The organism is Labrys sp. 22185, assembly GCF_052045555.1.
In the GTDB taxonomy this organism is placed as follows: domain Bacteria; phylum Pseudomonadota; class Alphaproteobacteria; order Rhizobiales; family Labraceae; genus Labrys; species Labrys neptuniae.
Map to the genome: position 1 here is coordinate 487,426 of NZ_JBQEPH010000003.1, position 14,951 is coordinate 502,376.

The window sequence follows — 14,951 nt, forward strand, 5'->3', positions numbered from 1 at the left end:
CGTTCGAGAGTTCATCGGAGCCTAGTGGCCGTATGTCCGGCAGCCCGCGTCCCCGTCTTGTCATGAAGTTTGGCGGCACCTCTGTCGCCACTGTCGAGCGCATCAAGAATGTGGCGCAGCATGTCAAACGCGAGGTTGCCGCCGGCTATGACGTGGCGGTGGTGGTCTCCGCCATGTCCGGCAAGACCAATGAGCTGGTGGGCTGGTGCAACGAGGCCTCGCCGCTGTATGACCAGCGCGAATACGACACCATCGTCGCTTCCGGCGAACAGGTCACCTCGGGCCTGCTGGCTCTGACGCTCAGCAGCATCGGCATCAAGGCCCGTTCCTGGCAGGGCTGGCAGGTGCCGATCGAGACTTCGGCCGCCCACGGCTCCGCGCGCATCTCGGCGATCCCTTCCAAGAATCTCGATGACGGCTTCGCCGCGGGGGAAGTCGCGGTGATTTCCGGCTTCCAGGGCATCGAGCCCGTGAGCGGGCGCATCACCACGCTGGGGCGCGGCGGTTCCGACACCTCGGCCGTCGCCATCGCCGGCGCGATCGGCGCCGAGCGCTGCGACATCTACACCGATGTCGACGGCGTCTACACCACCGATCCGCGCATCGTGCCCAAGGCGCAGCGCATGGACCGCATCGCCTTCGAGGAAATGCTGGAAATGGCCTCCCTCGGCGCCAAGGTGCTGCAGGTGCGCTCGGTGGAACTCGCCATGGTCCACAAGGTGAAAACCTATGTAAGATCGTCCTTTGACGACCCTGAAAACCCCAATCCCGGAACCCTGATCTGCGACGAGGAAGACATCATGGAACAGCAGGTTGTGACCGGCATCGCCTATTCGAAGGATGAAGCGCAGATCACCCTGCGTGACGTAGCCGACCGTCCGGGTGTCGCCGCCGCCATCTTCGTGCCCCTGGCCGACGCCAACATCAATGTCGACATGATCGTCCAGAACATTTCGGCCGACGGCGCCTCCACCGACATCACCTTCACGGTACCGCAGGCCGAGTTCCAGCGCGCCAAGGACGTGATCGACAAGGCCCGCAAGGACGTGGTGTGCGACAATGTCGAGACCAATATGGACGTCTCGAAGATTTCGGTGATCGGCATCGGCATGCGCAGCCATGCCGGCGTGGCGGCAACCTGCTTCCAGGCCCTTGCCGGCCGCGGCATCAATATCCGCGCCATCACCACCTCCGAGATCAAGATTTCGGTGCTGATCGATGCGGCCTATACCGAACTGGCGGTCCGCACGCTGCACACGCTCTACGGGCTCGACAAGGCCTGAGCAACCGCGCCTTGTTCTCACGACGACGGCACAGCGCCCCGATGACGCAGTGCCTGGCAGAAACGGAAATACTTCTTTCAATTTCCGTGAAATCTTGCGACAGAACAAAAAGTTAGTGCGTGCTTCGTTTGGATTCTCGCGCGAGGCACGCCCCCTATTCATTCTATGACCGGCCGCTTCGCCAGAACCGGCCGGCCCTCTGAGGCAGCGGACGGCCCCGGGTTCGCCGGGTCACCTGACCTGTCGAGGACATGGAGGCATCGGATGCGTGGCGCGATCGGCGGCCCGCGCCTGCTCCTCAAGCGGCTCCGCGAAGTCATGGCGGAGCCTGTTTCGGCGCAGGAGAGGCTGGACAAGACCGTGGTCTTGATCGCCGCGAACATGGTCGCGGAGGTCTGCTCGGTCTATGTCCTGCGCACCGACGGTACGCTCGAACTCTATGCCACCGAAGGCCTCAATCCGAACGCGGTGCATTTGACCACCATGCGCAAGGGCGAAGGCCTGGTCGGCCTCGTCGCCAAGGAAGCCGAGCCGGTCACCACCTCGGACGCGCAGCACCATCCCTTGTTCGCCTACAAGCCGGAAACGGGCGAAGAGATCTACAACGCCTTCCTCGGCGTGCCGATCCTGCGTGCCGGCGAGACGCTCGGCGTCCTCGTCGTGCAGAACAAGGCCCAGCGAGCCTATTCGGAAGAGGAGATCGAGGCGCTCGCCACGGTCGCCATGGTGCTGGCCGAGATGATCGCTTCCGGCGAGCTCCAGGCCCTGGCCCGCCCGGGCGCCGACCTCGCCAGCCGCCGTGCTTTGCAGCTGACCGGCGCACCGCTCTCGGAAGGCGTCGGGCTCGGCCATGTCGTGCTGCACGAGCCGCGGGTGGTGGTGAAGACCCTGATCGCCGACGATGTCGGCCGCGAGACCGATCGCCTCGACAATGCCATCGTCGGCCTGCGCGATGCGATCGACGCCATGCTCGACCGCGGCGACCTCGCCCGCGCCACCGAGACGCTCGACGTGCTCGAAGCCTATCGCATGTTCGCGCAGGATCGCGGCTGGATCACCAAGATGCGCGAGGTCATCGCCACCGGCGTCACCGCCGAGGCGGCGGTGCAGCGCGTGCAGTCCGATACGCGCGCGCGCATGCAGCGCGTCGCCGATCCGATCCTGCGCGAGCGCCTCTACGATCTCGACGATCTCGCCAACCGCCTGCTGCGCCAGCTCACCGGCGACGGACATCACGTCCCCTCCGAGTCCATGCCCAAGGATGCGGTGCTGGTGGCGCGTTCGATGGGGCCAGCGGCCCTGCTCGATTATTCGCGCGACAATCTGCGCGGCCTCATCCTCGAAGAAGGGGGGCCGACCAGCCACGTCGCCATCGTGGCGCGGGCACTCGGCATTCCCACCGTGGGCGAGGTCGAGGGCATCACCAGCCTGGTCGAGCAGGGCGATGCCATCATCGTCGACGGCTCGGTCGGCGAAGTCCAGGTGCGCCCGGCCCCGGATGTCGAGCATGCCTATGCCGAGAAGGTGCGCTTCCGGGCCAAGCGCCAGGAGCAATATCTCGCCCTGCGCCACAAGCCCAGCCGCACCCGCGACGGCTGCGATATCAAGCTCTATATCAATGCCGGCCTGCTGGTCGACCTGCCGCATATCAAGGAAAGCGGCGCCGACGGCATCGGCCTGTTCCGCACCGAACTGCAGTTCATGATCGCCTCGCAGTTCCCGCGCACCGGCGAGCAATATGCACTCTACAAGGCCGTGCTGGAGGCTGCCGGCGACCGGCCGGTCACCTTCCGCACCCTCGATATCGGCGGCGACAAGGTGCTGCCCTATATGCACCAGATCGAGGAAGAGAACCCGGCGCTCGGCTGGCGCGCCATCCGCCTCGGCCTCGACCGTCCCGGTCTGATGCGCTCGCAGCTCCGTGCCTTGCTGCAGGCCGCCGCCGGGCGCGAGCTCAGGGTGATGTTCCCGATGATCTCGGCCTCCGAGGAATTCGACCAGGCGCGTCAAGTGGTGGAGCGCGAGATCACCTTCCTGCGCCGCCACGGCAAACCCCTGCCCGATCTCGTCAAGCTCGGCGCCATGGTGGAAGTGCCGAGCCTACTGTTCCAGCTCGACGAGATCCTGCAGCGCACCGATTTCCTGTCCGTCGGCTCGAACGATCTCTTCCAGTTCCTCTATGCGGTCGATCGCGGCAATGCGCGCGTGGCGGGCCGTTTCGACACGCTCTCACCTTCGGTGATGCGGGCCCTGAAGATGATCGCCGATAAATCCAACGCGGCCGGCGTGCCGGTGACGCTGTGCGGCGAGCTGGCCTCCAAGCCGCTGGAGGCGCTTGCCCTGATCGGCCTCGGCTTCCGGCAATTGTCGATGACGCCGTCGGCCATCGGCCCGGTCAAGGCCATGCTGCTCGAGATCGACGCAGCCGAGATCATGGAGCTCGTCGATCATCATCTCAAGCCGGAAGCGGACAGGCCGCTGCGCCTTGCTCTCAGGGAATTCGCCGCCGAACGCGGCATTCCGTTATAGCGAGGCTGCCCTGGGAGCGCGGACGTCTTCGTCCGCTTTTTCTCCCCATGCACATCGTTTCCAGATGCGGACAGGATGTCCGCGCTCCGACACTCCCAGGACCGCCCTATGCTTCCCCTCGACCGCCTTGATGCCCTGCTTCGCCGCCGCGATTTCGTCGAGGCCGAGCTCGCCTCCGGCCCGGACGCCGATACCTATGTGACCCTGGCGCGCGAACTTGCCGAGCTCGATCCCGTTGCCGCGCTCATCCGCGAATGGCAGGGCGCGCAGGACGAGTTGAAAGGCGTCGAGGCCATCATCGCCGAGCCGGCCATGGCCGGCGAGATGGCCGAGATGGCGGAGGAGGAGCGCAAGACCTTGCTCGAGCGCCTCGGCGAGTTGGAGACGGCGATCAAGCTTTCACTGCTGCCCAAGGATGCCGCCGACGAAAAATCCGCCATTCTGGAAGTGCGCGCCGGCACCGGCGGCGACGAAGCCTCGCTCTTCGCCGGCGATCTCCTGCGCATGTATATGCGCTATGCCGATCTCCAGGGCTGGAAGACCGAGATCCTGTCCGAATCCGAAGGCACCATGGGCGGCTACAAGGAAATCGCGCTGGCCATCAGGGGCAAGGGCGTGTTCGCCAAGCTGAAATTCGAATCCGGCGTGCATCGGGTGCAGCGCGTGCCGGTGACGGAAGCCGGCGGGCGCATCCACACCTCGGCTGCCACGGTCGCGGTGCTGCCCGAGGCCGAAGAGGTCGACATCGCCATTGAGGAGAAGGACCTCAAGGTCGATGTCTTCAGGGCCTCCGGCGCGGGCGGCCAGCACGTCAATACCACTGACAGCGCCGTGCGCATCACCCATCTGCCCACCGGCATCGCCGTGGCGGTGCAGGCAGAGCGCTCCCAGCACAAGAACCGGGCGCAGGCCATGGCGATGCTGCGCGCGCGCCTCTACGAAGCCGAACGCGAACGCGTCGACAGTGCCCGCGCCGCCGATCGGCGCGACCAGGTCGGTTCCGGCGACCGTTCCGAACGCATCCGCACCTATAATTTTCCGCAGGGACGCCTGACCGACCACCGCATCGGCCTCACCCTCTACAAGCTCGACCAGATCATCGCCGGCGACGCCCTCAATGAAGTGATCGACGCGCTGGTGACTGAGAACCAGGCGAGGCTCCTCGCCGCCAGCGAGGCAAGGGCGTGAGCACGCTCGGCGGTCTTTACCGGGAACTCCTCACTGCCTTCCGCACTGCCGCACTGCCCACGCCCGAACTCGATGCCCGCTGGCTGGTGGCTGGAGCCACCGGCCTGCCGGCGACCGCAATCACGCTTTCCCCCGACGGCCCTGTGACGGTCGAGGCTGCGGAGAAGGCCCGCTCCTTCCAGGCCCGGCGCCTGCAGGGAGAACCGGTGGACCGTATCCTCGGGCACCGGGAATTCTGGAGCCTGGAATTTCGCCTGGGCCCAGCCACGCTGTCACCAAGGCCGGATACGGAGACGATCGTCGAGACCTGCCTGTCCCTCTTGCCCGACCGCGAAGCGGCCTACCGCCTGCTCGATCTCGGCACCGGCACCGGCGCCATCCTGATTGCCCTGCTGCATGAAAGACCGCGCGCGAGCGGGATCGGGATCGACCAGGCGGCCGACGCCCTGACGGTCGCAGGCCTGAATGCCACCGACAACGGCGTTGCCGATAGAGCCGATTTCCGGCTGGGAAACTGGATGGAGGGCCTGGAGGATGAAGTCGACCTCATCGTCTCCAACCCGCCCTATATCCCTTCCGCCGACATTGCCGGGCTGGAACCGGAGGTACGTGAGCATGATCCCCTGCTCGCGCTCGACGGCGGCCTCGACGGCCTCGATGCCTATCGCCTCATTGCCGCCGACGCCCCTCGCCTGCTGCGCTCCGGCGGGCTGCTGGTCTTCGAGCTCGGCATCGGCCAGAAAGAGGCTGTGGCCGGGCTGATGCGCCGTGCAGGCTTCGAGATGCTCGGTCCGGCGCGCAGGGACCTCGGGGGCGTTCCCCGCGCCTTGGCAGGCAGGTGGCCGGGGAACCCGCGACCGGCCTGATTTGCGCGGATATGCCTTCAACCCGCAGCCTCCCGCAGAAAGCGCTGGAGCCTCGGTACGCAGAAATCCAGGAATACCCTGACGCGATGGGGAATGTTGTCCCCACCGAAGAAGAGGGCATGCATGTCCTCCTCATCCGGCGCGACGACGTCTGCAAGGATCTCGACGAGGCGCCCCGCCTTGAGATCGTCGCGTATATGATAATCGGCGAGGCGCGCCAGACCTATGCCTGCGACGGCCACGCGGCGCAGCGTCTCGCCATTGTTGGCAAGCAGGGTCGTGCGGACGGCGCGGTCCACGATACGACCGCTCTCGCTGAGCGGCCACACCGGCACAGCGCGGCGGAAACTGAAGCCCAGGCAATTGTGCCGCACGAGATCGTCGACTGATCGTGGCGTGCCGTGGCGGTCGAGATAGGCAGGAGCGGCGACGATCAGACGTCGCGAGGTGCCGATACGACGTGCCCGCAGGCGCGAATCGGGCAAGGCGCCCACACGGAAAGCGACGTCGATGCGCTCCAGATAGAGGTCGAGCTTTTCTTCCGAAAGCGCCAGATCGACGGCAATCTCCGGATAGGCCTGCCAGAAGGCCGGCAGGATCGGCTCGATCGCCATTGCCCCGAAGGCCAGCGACGTCGTCACGCGCACGGTGCCGGTGGGCGTGACGGCTTGCCCGCTCAAATCCCGCTCGATCGCATCGAGATCGTCGATGACGGCGCCGCCGCGCTCGTAATAGGCCCGTCCCTCCTCGGTGAGAGACAGGCGCCTGGTCGAACGCTCGAACAAGCGCAATCCCAGGCGCGCCTCGATCCGCGCGATCAGCTTGCTCACCGTGGAGGGCGTCATGCGCAGCTGCCGGGCGGCACGCGAATAGCTGCCTGTTTCGACGACCAGCCGGAACACCTGCATTTCGCCGAAGCGATTGTCCATGGTCGGGCCTCTCTCATTGATGAAACGATTTCATAAATAAGGTGATCCCGGGCGCCTTTCCAGCGCTCGTCGACGAGCCCATTTCCATCCCGACTCCAGCAGCGGCCAGGCAGGGGGCTCCTGATCAAGCCACGGGCACGATCAGGCGGACTCCGCAGAATATCCAACCCCGCCTGGGCCGCGGCTGACTGGAACCGATGAAATCGAAAGTCGAGACGCAATGGATGCCATGGCCGTACAACCACGCACCGCCAACACCGATACACCTTCCAGCTTCTGGCCGTTGACGGCCCTGGCCATCGGGGCCTTCGGCATCGGCACCACCGAATTCTCGCCGATGGGCATGCTGCGCGACATCGCGCAGGGCGTCAGCGTCGACATCCCGACGGCTGGCCTACTGATCAGCGCCTATGCCATCGGCGTGATGGCCGGTGCTCCCATCATGACGCTGTTGCTGGCGCGTTTGCGCAAACGCACGGCCCTGATCGCCTTGATGAGCATCTTCGCGCTCGGCAATCTGCTGGCCGCGATCGCACCGGGTTATTGGACCCTGATGGCCGCCCGCATCATCACCAGCCTCAATCACGGAGCCTTCTTCGGCCTGGGTTCCATCGTCGCTGCCAGCCTCGTGCCGCGTGAACGCCAGGCCAGCGCCATTGCCGCAATGTTCCTGGGCCTGACCATCGCCACTGTCGGCGGCGTACCGGCAGCCACCTGGATCGGCCAGGCCATCGGCTGGCGGCAGACCTTCGCAGCGACGGCCCTGCTCGGGCTGGTGGCCATCCTGGCGCTCTTCCTCGCCCTGCCGAAGGGGGAGCCCGGCCGCATGCCCGACATTCGCCGGGAGTTCGGCGCCATCGCCCAGCCCAGCGTGCTGACCGCCATGGCCGCGACCGTGATGGGAGCAGGTGCCATGTTCGTGCTCTATACCTATGTGACTTCGGTCCTGATCGAGATTACCCACGCCGGGGCCGGCTTCATCACCCTCGCCCTTGCCCTGATCGGCATCGGCCTGACCCTGGGCAACGCGCTGGGCGGGCGCCTGGCCGACTGGTCACTCGACGGTGCCGCCAGGCTCTCGCTCGCGGCCCTCGGCCTGATCATGGCTGTGTTGCCGCTCGCCCTGACCTCCCGCTACGGCGCCGCCATCGGCCTCATGGTCTGGGGCATGGCCGCCTTCGCCATCGTGCCGCCTCTGCAGATGCGGGTGATGCAAGTGGCATCGGCCGCGCCGGGCCTGGCCTCCTCGATCAATGTCGGCGCCTTCAATCTCGGCAACGCCCTTGGCGCGGCTATCGGCAGCGCGACCCTCAGCCTGGGCCTGGGCTATGCCGCCATTCCGATTGCCGGCGGATTGCTGGCCCTTGTCGGCCTCGCCCTCACCTTCGTCGGCACCGAGAAGGCAACCAAGCCGGAGGTTTGGTCCGACTGCCCCGACCCGACCTGAGGCCATTGCCGCGAGACAGGACCCGGGCACGACGAGACCCAGGGCCTACCTGCTCCCTTGCTGTCTGGGCTTTCCGCCATTCTCGGCCTCGCAGCCAAAAGAAAACCCCGCCGAAGCGGGGTTTTCCGTATGTCTGATGGGGAAACGCCTCAGGCGGCGGCTTCCTCTTCTTCCTCGGTCGCATCGTCGAACTCGGCCTCGGCTTCCTTGGCACCACCGCGCTTGGGACCCTTGGCGAGATTGGCTTCGATCACCTTTACGGCCTCGGAATCGATGAGGTCGTCGACGGCGGCCAATTCGCGTGCCATACGATCGAGAGCCGCTTCGTAGAGCTGACGCTCGGAATAGGACTGTTCGGGCTGAGCATCGGAGCGATAGAGATCGCGCACGACCTCGGCAATGGCGATCAGATCGCCCGAATTGATCTTGGCTTCGTATTCCTGCGCACGGCGCGACCACATGGTGCGCTTGATGCGGGCACGGCCCTTGAGCGTTTCGAGCGCCTTGGCGACCACGGCCGGTTCGGAGAGCTTGCGCATGCCGACGGAAGCGATCTTGGTGGTGGGCACGCGCAGCGTCATCTTGTCCTTGGAGAAGGAAATCACGAACAGCTCAAGCTTGAAACCGGCTACTTCCTGCTCGTCGATCGACACGATTTTGCCGACGCCATGCGAGGGGTACACAATGCTCTCGCCCGTCTTGAAACCCTGCTTCGTGGACGTCTTCTTCGCTGTCGTCATGACGCTTCAACGCTCCTATCATTGGCGGATGCCGAATCGGCAGCCGCACCAAACCACGGGCAGGCTCACGCCTGTTGCCGCAAACACCATTCGACAGTGAAACCAGGCCAAAGCTTCAAGAGCCGCCGCGAGGAACGTCGAAATGAAGGACGGTCAAAAATTCCATGTATCTATCGGCGCTACCCGCACCGACCGACTGAGGTCCCTTGAAGCTGAGCACAAAAAAATTGCCCCTGTGCGGAGCAGCGGCGGGGTAACTCGGTCTCTCTCTTGACCATGCCCCTGTATATACCAAAAATCGGCAAAAATCAACGCTTTTACACGCCAAAACGGCGCGTAAAGCGCTCGTTAAGGTTGATACTGCGCGGTTTTTGTGAATAGCCGCTATGCAAAAAGCGCCGGGCAGTCCAAAGGGTGCCTCGACAGATGCCCGCTGCCGAAGCCCCTAAAACGGGCAGCCATGCTACCCGTGCAGGGGAAACCGAACCCTGTCGGATTCGGCCGGAATTTGCAATCAGGCGTCGCCCTGCCCCGGTTCCGGCGAGAGCAGCGGCAGTTTGTCCGGCTTGCCGTCCCACTCCTTGGCATCGGGAAAACCGTCACGCTTGACCGTGATGTTGGGCCAGCTCTGCGCGAATTTCGCATTCAGCTCGAGCCAGGCCTCCAGGCCCTTTTCGGTATCGGCCTTGATGGCATCCGCCGGACATTCGGGCTCGCAGACACCGCAATCGATGCATTCGTCGGGATGGATGACGAGAAAATTCTCACCCTCGTAGAAACAGTCCACCGGGCAGACTTCCACGCAGTCCATGTATTTGCACTTGATGCAGTTCTCAGTGACCACGTAGGTCATGCCAGAAAATCCCGAAAGTTTATAATCTTGCTAAAACTGCCTAGCCGAACTGCGCCGACGGTTCAAGGCGCGCTTGCACAGAGCAGCCATTCGCCGCGGTATAGGCTTTGACTCAGTTCATCACAAACGGAGCACTGGACCTGTCCTCTACCCGGCCTGTCCTGCGTCTCCGGCGCCCGGCCGAGGCGAGAGCAAGGCGAGCTTGCCAAGCTCGCCGTCCCATTGTTTAGCATCCAATGGCGGCTCGCGCCGCGCCGTGATCTCCGGCCAGAGATGGGCATAGCGCGCGTTCAATTCAACCCAAGCCTCCAATCCGCGCTCCGCATCGGAGCGGATGGCATCCGCCGGACAGACCGGTTCGCAGATGCCGCAATCGATGCATAATAGGGGATCGATGACGAGCATATTCTCGCCTTCCCGGAAGCAATCGACCGGGCACTCGGCCACGCAGTCCATATATTTGCATCTGATGCAGTTTTCGGTGACCACATAGGCCATGGCGCCGTTCCATCCGGAGGGAGCCCTCAGTGGAACGGCCGGTTATGGCGCGCCTAAGGCGCAATTGCGGTCACAAGAGATCGCGGGGGATTTTCTCGTACCAGCGGCGCTCGGCGGCCAGCTCGCCATTGGCTGAGGCCCTGAGTTCGCCCTCCAGGATGAAATCGGTGGCGGTCGCCTGCATCGCGGTCTTCACCTCGATGCGGATCTGCCAGCCCTCGCGCCCCATCTCATAGCTCTCGCTGAGGCGGTAGCGCGCACTGAGAGGGTCATCGCCCCTGACGGTCAGCTCGCGCCGGAGGCTGTGGGAGAGCGTGGTGTCGATCTCGTCGAAGCGCAGCACGCCCTCGCCGAACAGGCCGCCCTCCCCTTCCGTGACATAGGTAGCCGTATCCGTCAGCAGGTCGAGCGAGGTGGTACGCGCCATGCGGCCTTCGGCGACCTTGGTCGTCGGGGTGCGGGCTGCGCTCAGCGCCGGCTCGAAGGCGACGACGGGGTCGTTCGCGCGGGCCTGGCGCACCGGCAGGGCCAATCGGCCCGGGCAGCGCAAGGTGAGCGTCACCGGTTCGGGCGCCGGCCAGATCAGCGGCCAATAGGCGGTCGACAGGGCAAGCCGGAGGCGATGGCCCGGCGCGAGGGCATAGCCGCAATCGCTGAGCTTGAGGCGGATGGGATAGAAGCGGCCAGGCACCAGCGCCTCGGGCTCGGCATGGCTGTCGCGGTGGGTCAGGTTGAACACCGCATAGGCGATACGGCGCGAGGAGCCGTCCGGCGCAACGTCGCAAAGCCTGGCGCAGAGCTGGGCCAGGGGCTTGTCGGAGGCAATCTCGACCTCGATCTCCGGGGCGCCGAGCAGTTCGAGCCGTTCGGTCAGGACTTCGCCATCGAAGCAGCAGGAGAAGGCGTCGTCATGGCGCTGATCGGCTGGCTCCTCGCCAGTGACGCCGGTACCCATCCATTCCCCGGCTGCCGCTCCCGTCCAGGCCGGCGAGGTGAAGGCGATCTCGCTGGCCGGTCCGGCTTCAACCGCCAGGGTGCCCGGCGCCAGATGGACGGTCTTGGCGACGATCGCCGGCGAAGGCCATGTTGCCTCGCCGACGAAGCGGCCAGGCACCGGATCGCGATGACCAGGCGGCGTCCACTCCTCGACGAAAGCCCGCATCATCGGTTCGGCCATGATGCCGCGATCCGTCCCCTTCAGCCAGTGATCCCACCAGCGGGTTGCTTCCTGCAGGAAGCCGATGGCCGGCCCCGGCACGCCGTCCTGCGGATAGATATGGGCCCAGGGCCCAATCAGGCCGAGCCTGGGTACGGTGAGGCCCTCGAGCAGGCGGGGAATGGCATTCGTATAGGCATCGCCCCAGCCCCCGACGGCGAAGACCGGGCATTGTACCGCCGAGAAATCCTCGCAGATCGAACCGTGCCGCCAATAGGCGTCGCGCCTCTGATGCGCGAGCCAGAGCGCCGGGAAGAAGGGCAGATGGTCGAGGCGGTACTGCCATTGCGCTCGCCAGGCCTCGCCGACCAGCGCCGGATCGGCCGGCCTGGCCTGATAGGCCAGCATGATCGAGCCCCACCACAGATTGTCGTTGAGCAAGGTGCCGCCCATGAAATGGATGTCGTCGGCGTAACGGCCATCGGTGGAGCAGACGGTGATGATGGCCTTGAGGGCCGGCGGGTTGAGCGCCGCGACCTGCAGGCAATTGAAGCCGCCCCAGCTCTTGCCCATCATGCCGACGGAGCCCGAGCACCAGGGCTGGGCCGCGAGCCAGGCGATCACCTCGCAGGCATCGTCGAGTTCGCGCTGCAGATATTCATCCTCGAGCAGGCCGTCGGACTCGCCGCTGCCGCGCATGTCGACGCGGATGGCGGCATAGCCATTGGCCGCGAACCAGCCATGCATCGGCTCGTCCCGCCCGCGCGTGCCGTCGCGCTTGCGGTAGGGGATATATTCGAGGATCGCCGGCACCGGCTTGGCTTCGGCATCCTCGGGCAGCCACAGGCGCGCGGCAAGCCGGGTACCATCGGCGAGGGGAATGAAGAAATGTTCGATCGTACGGACTGGGGACATTGGAAAATACTTCAAGAAAAACGAACGAAAGGGCCGGTCAAAAGACCGGCCCTTTCAACGAACCATTGGATCACGCCACCTTGCGGCTGGCGAGAATATTGTCGAGCCAATGCGTATCCATCTCCGGCACGGAGCTGATCAGCTTCTCCGTATAAGGATGGAACGGCGGGGCGAAGATATCCGCCGTCGGCCCCTGGGCGATGATCTCGCCCTTGAACATCACCGCCGTGCGATGGGCGATGCGGCGCACCGTGCCGAGATCGTGGGTGATGAAGATGTAGGCGAGGCCGAGATCGTCCTGCAGCTTCTTGAGGAGCTTGAGCACGTCCTCCGCCACCAGCGGGTCGAGCGCGGAGGTCGGCTCGTCGCAGATGATCACCTCCGGCTCGGCGGCGAGGGCGCGGGCGATACACACACGCTGCTTCTGCCCGCCCGAAAGCTGGCCGGGCCGGCGATCCGCGAACTCCTCCGGCAGGCCGACCTGCCGCAGCAGTTCGAGCACGCGCTTGCGCACGTCGCCGGCCGAGCGGTTGAAGTAGAAGCTCACCGGGCGCCCGATGATCTGCCCCAGGGTCTGACGCGGATTGAGCGCCACATCCGGCATCTGGTGCACCATCTGCAGGCGTCGCAGGATGTCCTTGCTGCGCTGGGGCAGTGCCGGCGGCAGGGTCTTGCCGTTCAGCGAGACATCACCCTCCCAGCGCGGCAGCAGGCCGACGATGATGCGCGCGATCGTGCTCTTGCCGGAACCGGACTCGCCCACCACCGCCAGCGTCTCGCCTTTGGCGAGCTTGAAGGAGGCGTTCTTGACGATGGCAACCGGGCCATAGCCAGCGGTGACGTTGGTCATGGAGAGTACGGGCTCGGCGCCCTCCGCCGGCGCGGTCAGCTGGAGATGCTCGGCCTCGCGCCGCTCGTTCACCAGAGCGCGGGCATAGTCGGTCCGCGGCGCCTCCAGTACCTGCTGGGCTTCACCGACCTCGACGGTCTTGCCATGGCGCAACACCATGATGCGATGGGCGATCTGGGCCACCACGGCAAGGTCATGCGTGATGTAGAGGCCGGCCGTGCCGAATTCCCGGATGAGGTCGCGCAAGAGCGCCAGCACCTCGATCTGGGTGGTGACGTCGAGCGCCGTGGTCGGCTCGTCCAGCACGATCACATCGGGCCGGCAGCTCATCGCCATCGCGGCCATGGCACGCTGGAGCTGGCCGCCCGAGACCTGGTGGGGGTAACGATCGCCGATCGTGTCGGGATTGGGCAGCTGCAGGATGCGGAAAAGCTTGCGGGCATAGGCTTCCGCTTCCGGCCGCGTCATCACGCCATGCACGACCGGCGCCTCGCAGACCTGGTCCATCAGCGTCATGGCCGGGTTGAAGGAGGCGGCGGCGCTCTGGGCGATATAGGCGATGCTCTTGCCACGGAAATTACGGCGCTGCGCGGCGGTGGAGGCGCGCAGCTCGGTACCGTCGAGCTTGATCGAGCCGCCGGTGATGCGCATGCCGGCCCGGGCATAGGCCATCGACGCCAGGCCGATGGTCGACTTGCCGGCACCGGATTCGCCGATGAGGCCGAGGATTTCGCCCCGCCGCAGCGTCACGTCGACATTGTCGACGAGAACGCGGCCGGTGATGGTCTCGACCCTGAGCTTTTCGAGTTCGAGGATCAGATCGGAAGAGGTCTTGTCGTTTGCCATCTCAGCCCCCTTACATTTCCGCCTGCGCGCCGGACGGGCGGGCATCGATCGACAGGAACCAATCGACCACCAGATTGATGCCGATGGTGAGGAGAGCAATGGCGGCAGCCGGATAAAGGGCCGCTGCCCGCCCGAGCTTGAGGCTGGTGATGTTGTCGCGCACCATGCCGCCCCAGTCCGCATAGGGCAGGGGCACGCCGAGGCCGATGAAGCTCAGCGCGGCGATGAACAGGAAGTTGAAGCAGAAGCGCAGGCCGAACTCCGACATCAGCGGTGCTGCGGCATTGGGCAGGATCTCGCGCCAGACCACCCACCAGATGCCCTCGCCGCGCAGCCTGGCCACCTCGACGAAATCGAGCGAGGCGAGGTTCATGCCGAGCGCGCGGGCGAGACGATAGACGCGGCTGGAATCGAGGAAGGCGATGGTCAGCACCAGCGAAGTCAGGGTCTGGCCGAAGATCGACAGGATGATCAGCGCCCAGATCAGCAGCGGCACCGACATGACGATGTCGACGGTTCGCGAGAGCACGGCATCGATCCAGCGCCCCGTCACGGCCGCTACCAGGCCGAGCGTGATGCCGATGGCGAAGGACAGGATGGTGGTGACCAGGGCGATGCCGATGGTGAGGCGGGCGCCGTAGATCAGGCGGGTGAGCATGTCGCGGCCGATCTGGTCGGTCCCCAGCCAGCTGGTCGCTGAAATCGTCGCCCAGGTCTTGCCGACGGTCTGCGTCTCCGAATAGGGCGCGAGCCAAGGGCCGGCTATGGCGACGACGACATTGAGCGCGATGATGAACAGGCCGATGACGGCGGTGAGCGGCGCCTTGTGTCCGAAAATGACCATGCTGCCC

General features: G+C 65.3%; 12 protein-coding genes. 5 read left to right on the forward strand and 7 right to left on the reverse strand.

The window, feature by feature from the left end:
• Positions 1–32: 32 nt before the first annotated feature.
• The 4 genes from ACTJKX_RS09720 (at position 33) to prmC (ending at position 5,866) form a co-directional block, all read left to right on the forward strand.
• The gene (locus tag ACTJKX_RS09720) at positions 33–1,283 is read left to right on the forward strand and encodes an aspartate kinase (protein WP_415080776.1); all 1,251 of its coding nucleotides are present in this window, start codon (positions 33–35) and stop codon (positions 1,281–1,283) included.
• 264 nt (positions 1,284–1,547) lie between these two features.
• On the forward strand, positions 1,548–3,812 hold the full coding sequence (ptsP, locus tag ACTJKX_RS09725; protein ID WP_367624854.1) for a phosphoenolpyruvate--protein phosphotransferase: 2,265 nt from the start codon (positions 1,548–1,550) through the stop codon (positions 3,810–3,812).
• 108 nt (positions 3,813–3,920) lie between these two features.
• Positions 3,921–5,000 carry a peptide chain release factor 1 gene (prfA, locus tag ACTJKX_RS09730; RefSeq protein ID WP_367624855.1) on the forward strand — a complete coding sequence of 360 codons (1,080 nt, stop codon included), beginning with the start codon at positions 3,921–3,923 and terminating at the stop codon, positions 4,998–5,000.
• Complete coding sequence (gene prmC, locus ACTJKX_RS09735) at positions 4,997–5,866, forward strand: peptide chain release factor N(5)-glutamine methyltransferase (protein ID WP_440725134.1); 870 nt, start codon at positions 4,997–4,999, stop codon at positions 5,864–5,866. Before prfA ends, prmC begins: the two co-directional genes overlap by 4 nt.
• A gap of 17 nt (positions 5,867–5,883) precedes the next feature.
• Here prmC and ACTJKX_RS09740 read toward each other — a convergent pair whose 3' ends face one another.
• Complete coding sequence (locus tag ACTJKX_RS09740; RefSeq protein WP_367624857.1) at positions 5,884–6,795, reverse strand: LysR family transcriptional regulator; 912 nt, start codon at positions 6,793–6,795, stop codon at positions 5,884–5,886.
• Positions 6,796–7,024: 229 nt separating this feature from the next.
• Between ACTJKX_RS09740 and ACTJKX_RS09745 the strand changes: the two genes are divergently transcribed.
• Positions 7,025–8,242: an MFS transporter gene (locus tag ACTJKX_RS09745; protein ID WP_394314236.1), complete on the forward strand. Its 1,218-nt coding sequence runs from the start codon at positions 7,025–7,027 to the stop codon at positions 8,240–8,242.
• 149 nt (positions 8,243–8,391) lie between these two features.
• On the opposite strand, the gene ACTJKX_RS09750 is transcribed toward ACTJKX_RS09745, so the two are convergent.
• From ACTJKX_RS09750 to ACTJKX_RS09775, 6 genes are all read right to left on the reverse strand, one after another.
• Positions 8,392–8,982 (reverse strand): CarD family transcriptional regulator, encoded by a 591-nt coding sequence (locus ACTJKX_RS09750; RefSeq protein ID WP_367624859.1) that lies wholly within the window; start codon positions 8,980–8,982, stop codon positions 8,392–8,394.
• A 514-nt stretch (positions 8,983–9,496) separates the two neighbouring features.
• Complete coding sequence (fdxA, locus tag ACTJKX_RS09755) at positions 9,497–9,835, reverse strand: ferredoxin FdxA (RefSeq protein ID WP_311937414.1); 339 nt, start codon at positions 9,833–9,835, stop codon at positions 9,497–9,499.
• A gap of 147 nt (positions 9,836–9,982) precedes the next feature.
• Entirely contained in the window at positions 9,983–10,333 is a 351-nt protein-coding gene (gene fdxA / locus ACTJKX_RS09760) for a ferredoxin FdxA (RefSeq protein WP_440725135.1), read from the reverse strand.
• Positions 10,334–10,403: 70 nt separating this feature from the next.
• Complete coding sequence (locus ACTJKX_RS09765; RefSeq protein ID WP_440725136.1) at positions 10,404–12,404, reverse strand: CocE/NonD family hydrolase; 2,001 nt, start codon at positions 12,402–12,404, stop codon at positions 10,404–10,406.
• Between the two features lie 70 nt (positions 12,405–12,474).
• Positions 12,475–14,100 carry an ABC transporter ATP-binding protein gene (locus ACTJKX_RS09770; protein WP_311937422.1) on the reverse strand — a complete coding sequence of 542 codons (1,626 nt, stop codon included), beginning with the start codon at positions 14,098–14,100 and terminating at the stop codon, positions 12,475–12,477.
• Between the two features lie 10 nt (positions 14,101–14,110).
• Entirely contained in the window at positions 14,111–14,944 is an 834-nt protein-coding gene (locus ACTJKX_RS09775; RefSeq protein WP_068293556.1) for an ABC transporter permease, read from the reverse strand.
• Positions 14,945–14,951 lie beyond the last annotated feature (7 nt).

What these genes read in the sequence shown, in the direction of transcription:
- fdxA (WP_311937414.1), bottom strand. Translation starts at nt 9,835, where the DNA reads ATGACCTACGTGGTCACTGAGAACTGCATCAAGTGCAAATACATGGAC.
- ACTJKX_RS09745 (WP_394314236.1), top strand. Translation starts at nt 7,025, where the DNA reads ATGGCCGTACAACCACGCACCGCCAACACCGATACACCTTCCAGCTTC.
- ACTJKX_RS09740 (WP_367624857.1), bottom strand. Translation starts at nt 6,795, where the DNA reads ATGGACAATCGCTTCGGCGAAATGCAGGTGTTCCGGCTGGTCGTCGAA.
- ACTJKX_RS09750 (WP_367624859.1), bottom strand. Translation starts at nt 8,982, where the DNA reads ATGACGACAGCGAAGAAGACGTCCACGAAGCAGGGTTTCAAGACGGGC.
- fdxA (WP_440725135.1), bottom strand. Translation starts at nt 10,333, where the DNA reads ATGGCCTATGTGGTCACCGAAAACTGCATCAGATGCAAATATATGGAC.
- prfA (WP_367624855.1), top strand. Translation starts at nt 3,921, where the DNA reads ATGCTTCCCCTCGACCGCCTTGATGCCCTGCTTCGCCGCCGCGATTTC.
- ACTJKX_RS09765 (WP_440725136.1), bottom strand. Translation starts at nt 12,404, where the DNA reads ATGTCCCCAGTCCGTACGATCGAACATTTCTTCATTCCCCTCGCCGAT.
- ACTJKX_RS09775 (WP_068293556.1), bottom strand. Translation starts at nt 14,944, where the DNA reads ATGGTCATTTTCGGACACAAGGCGCCGCTCACCGCCGTCATCGGCCTG.
- ACTJKX_RS09770 (WP_311937422.1), bottom strand. Translation starts at nt 14,100, where the DNA reads ATGGCAAACGACAAGACCTCTTCCGATCTGATCCTCGAACTCGAAAAG.
- ACTJKX_RS09720 (WP_415080776.1), top strand. Translation starts at nt 33, where the DNA reads ATGTCCGGCAGCCCGCGTCCCCGTCTTGTCATGAAGTTTGGCGGCACC.
- ptsP (WP_367624854.1), top strand. Translation starts at nt 1,548, where the DNA reads ATGCGTGGCGCGATCGGCGGCCCGCGCCTGCTCCTCAAGCGGCTCCGC.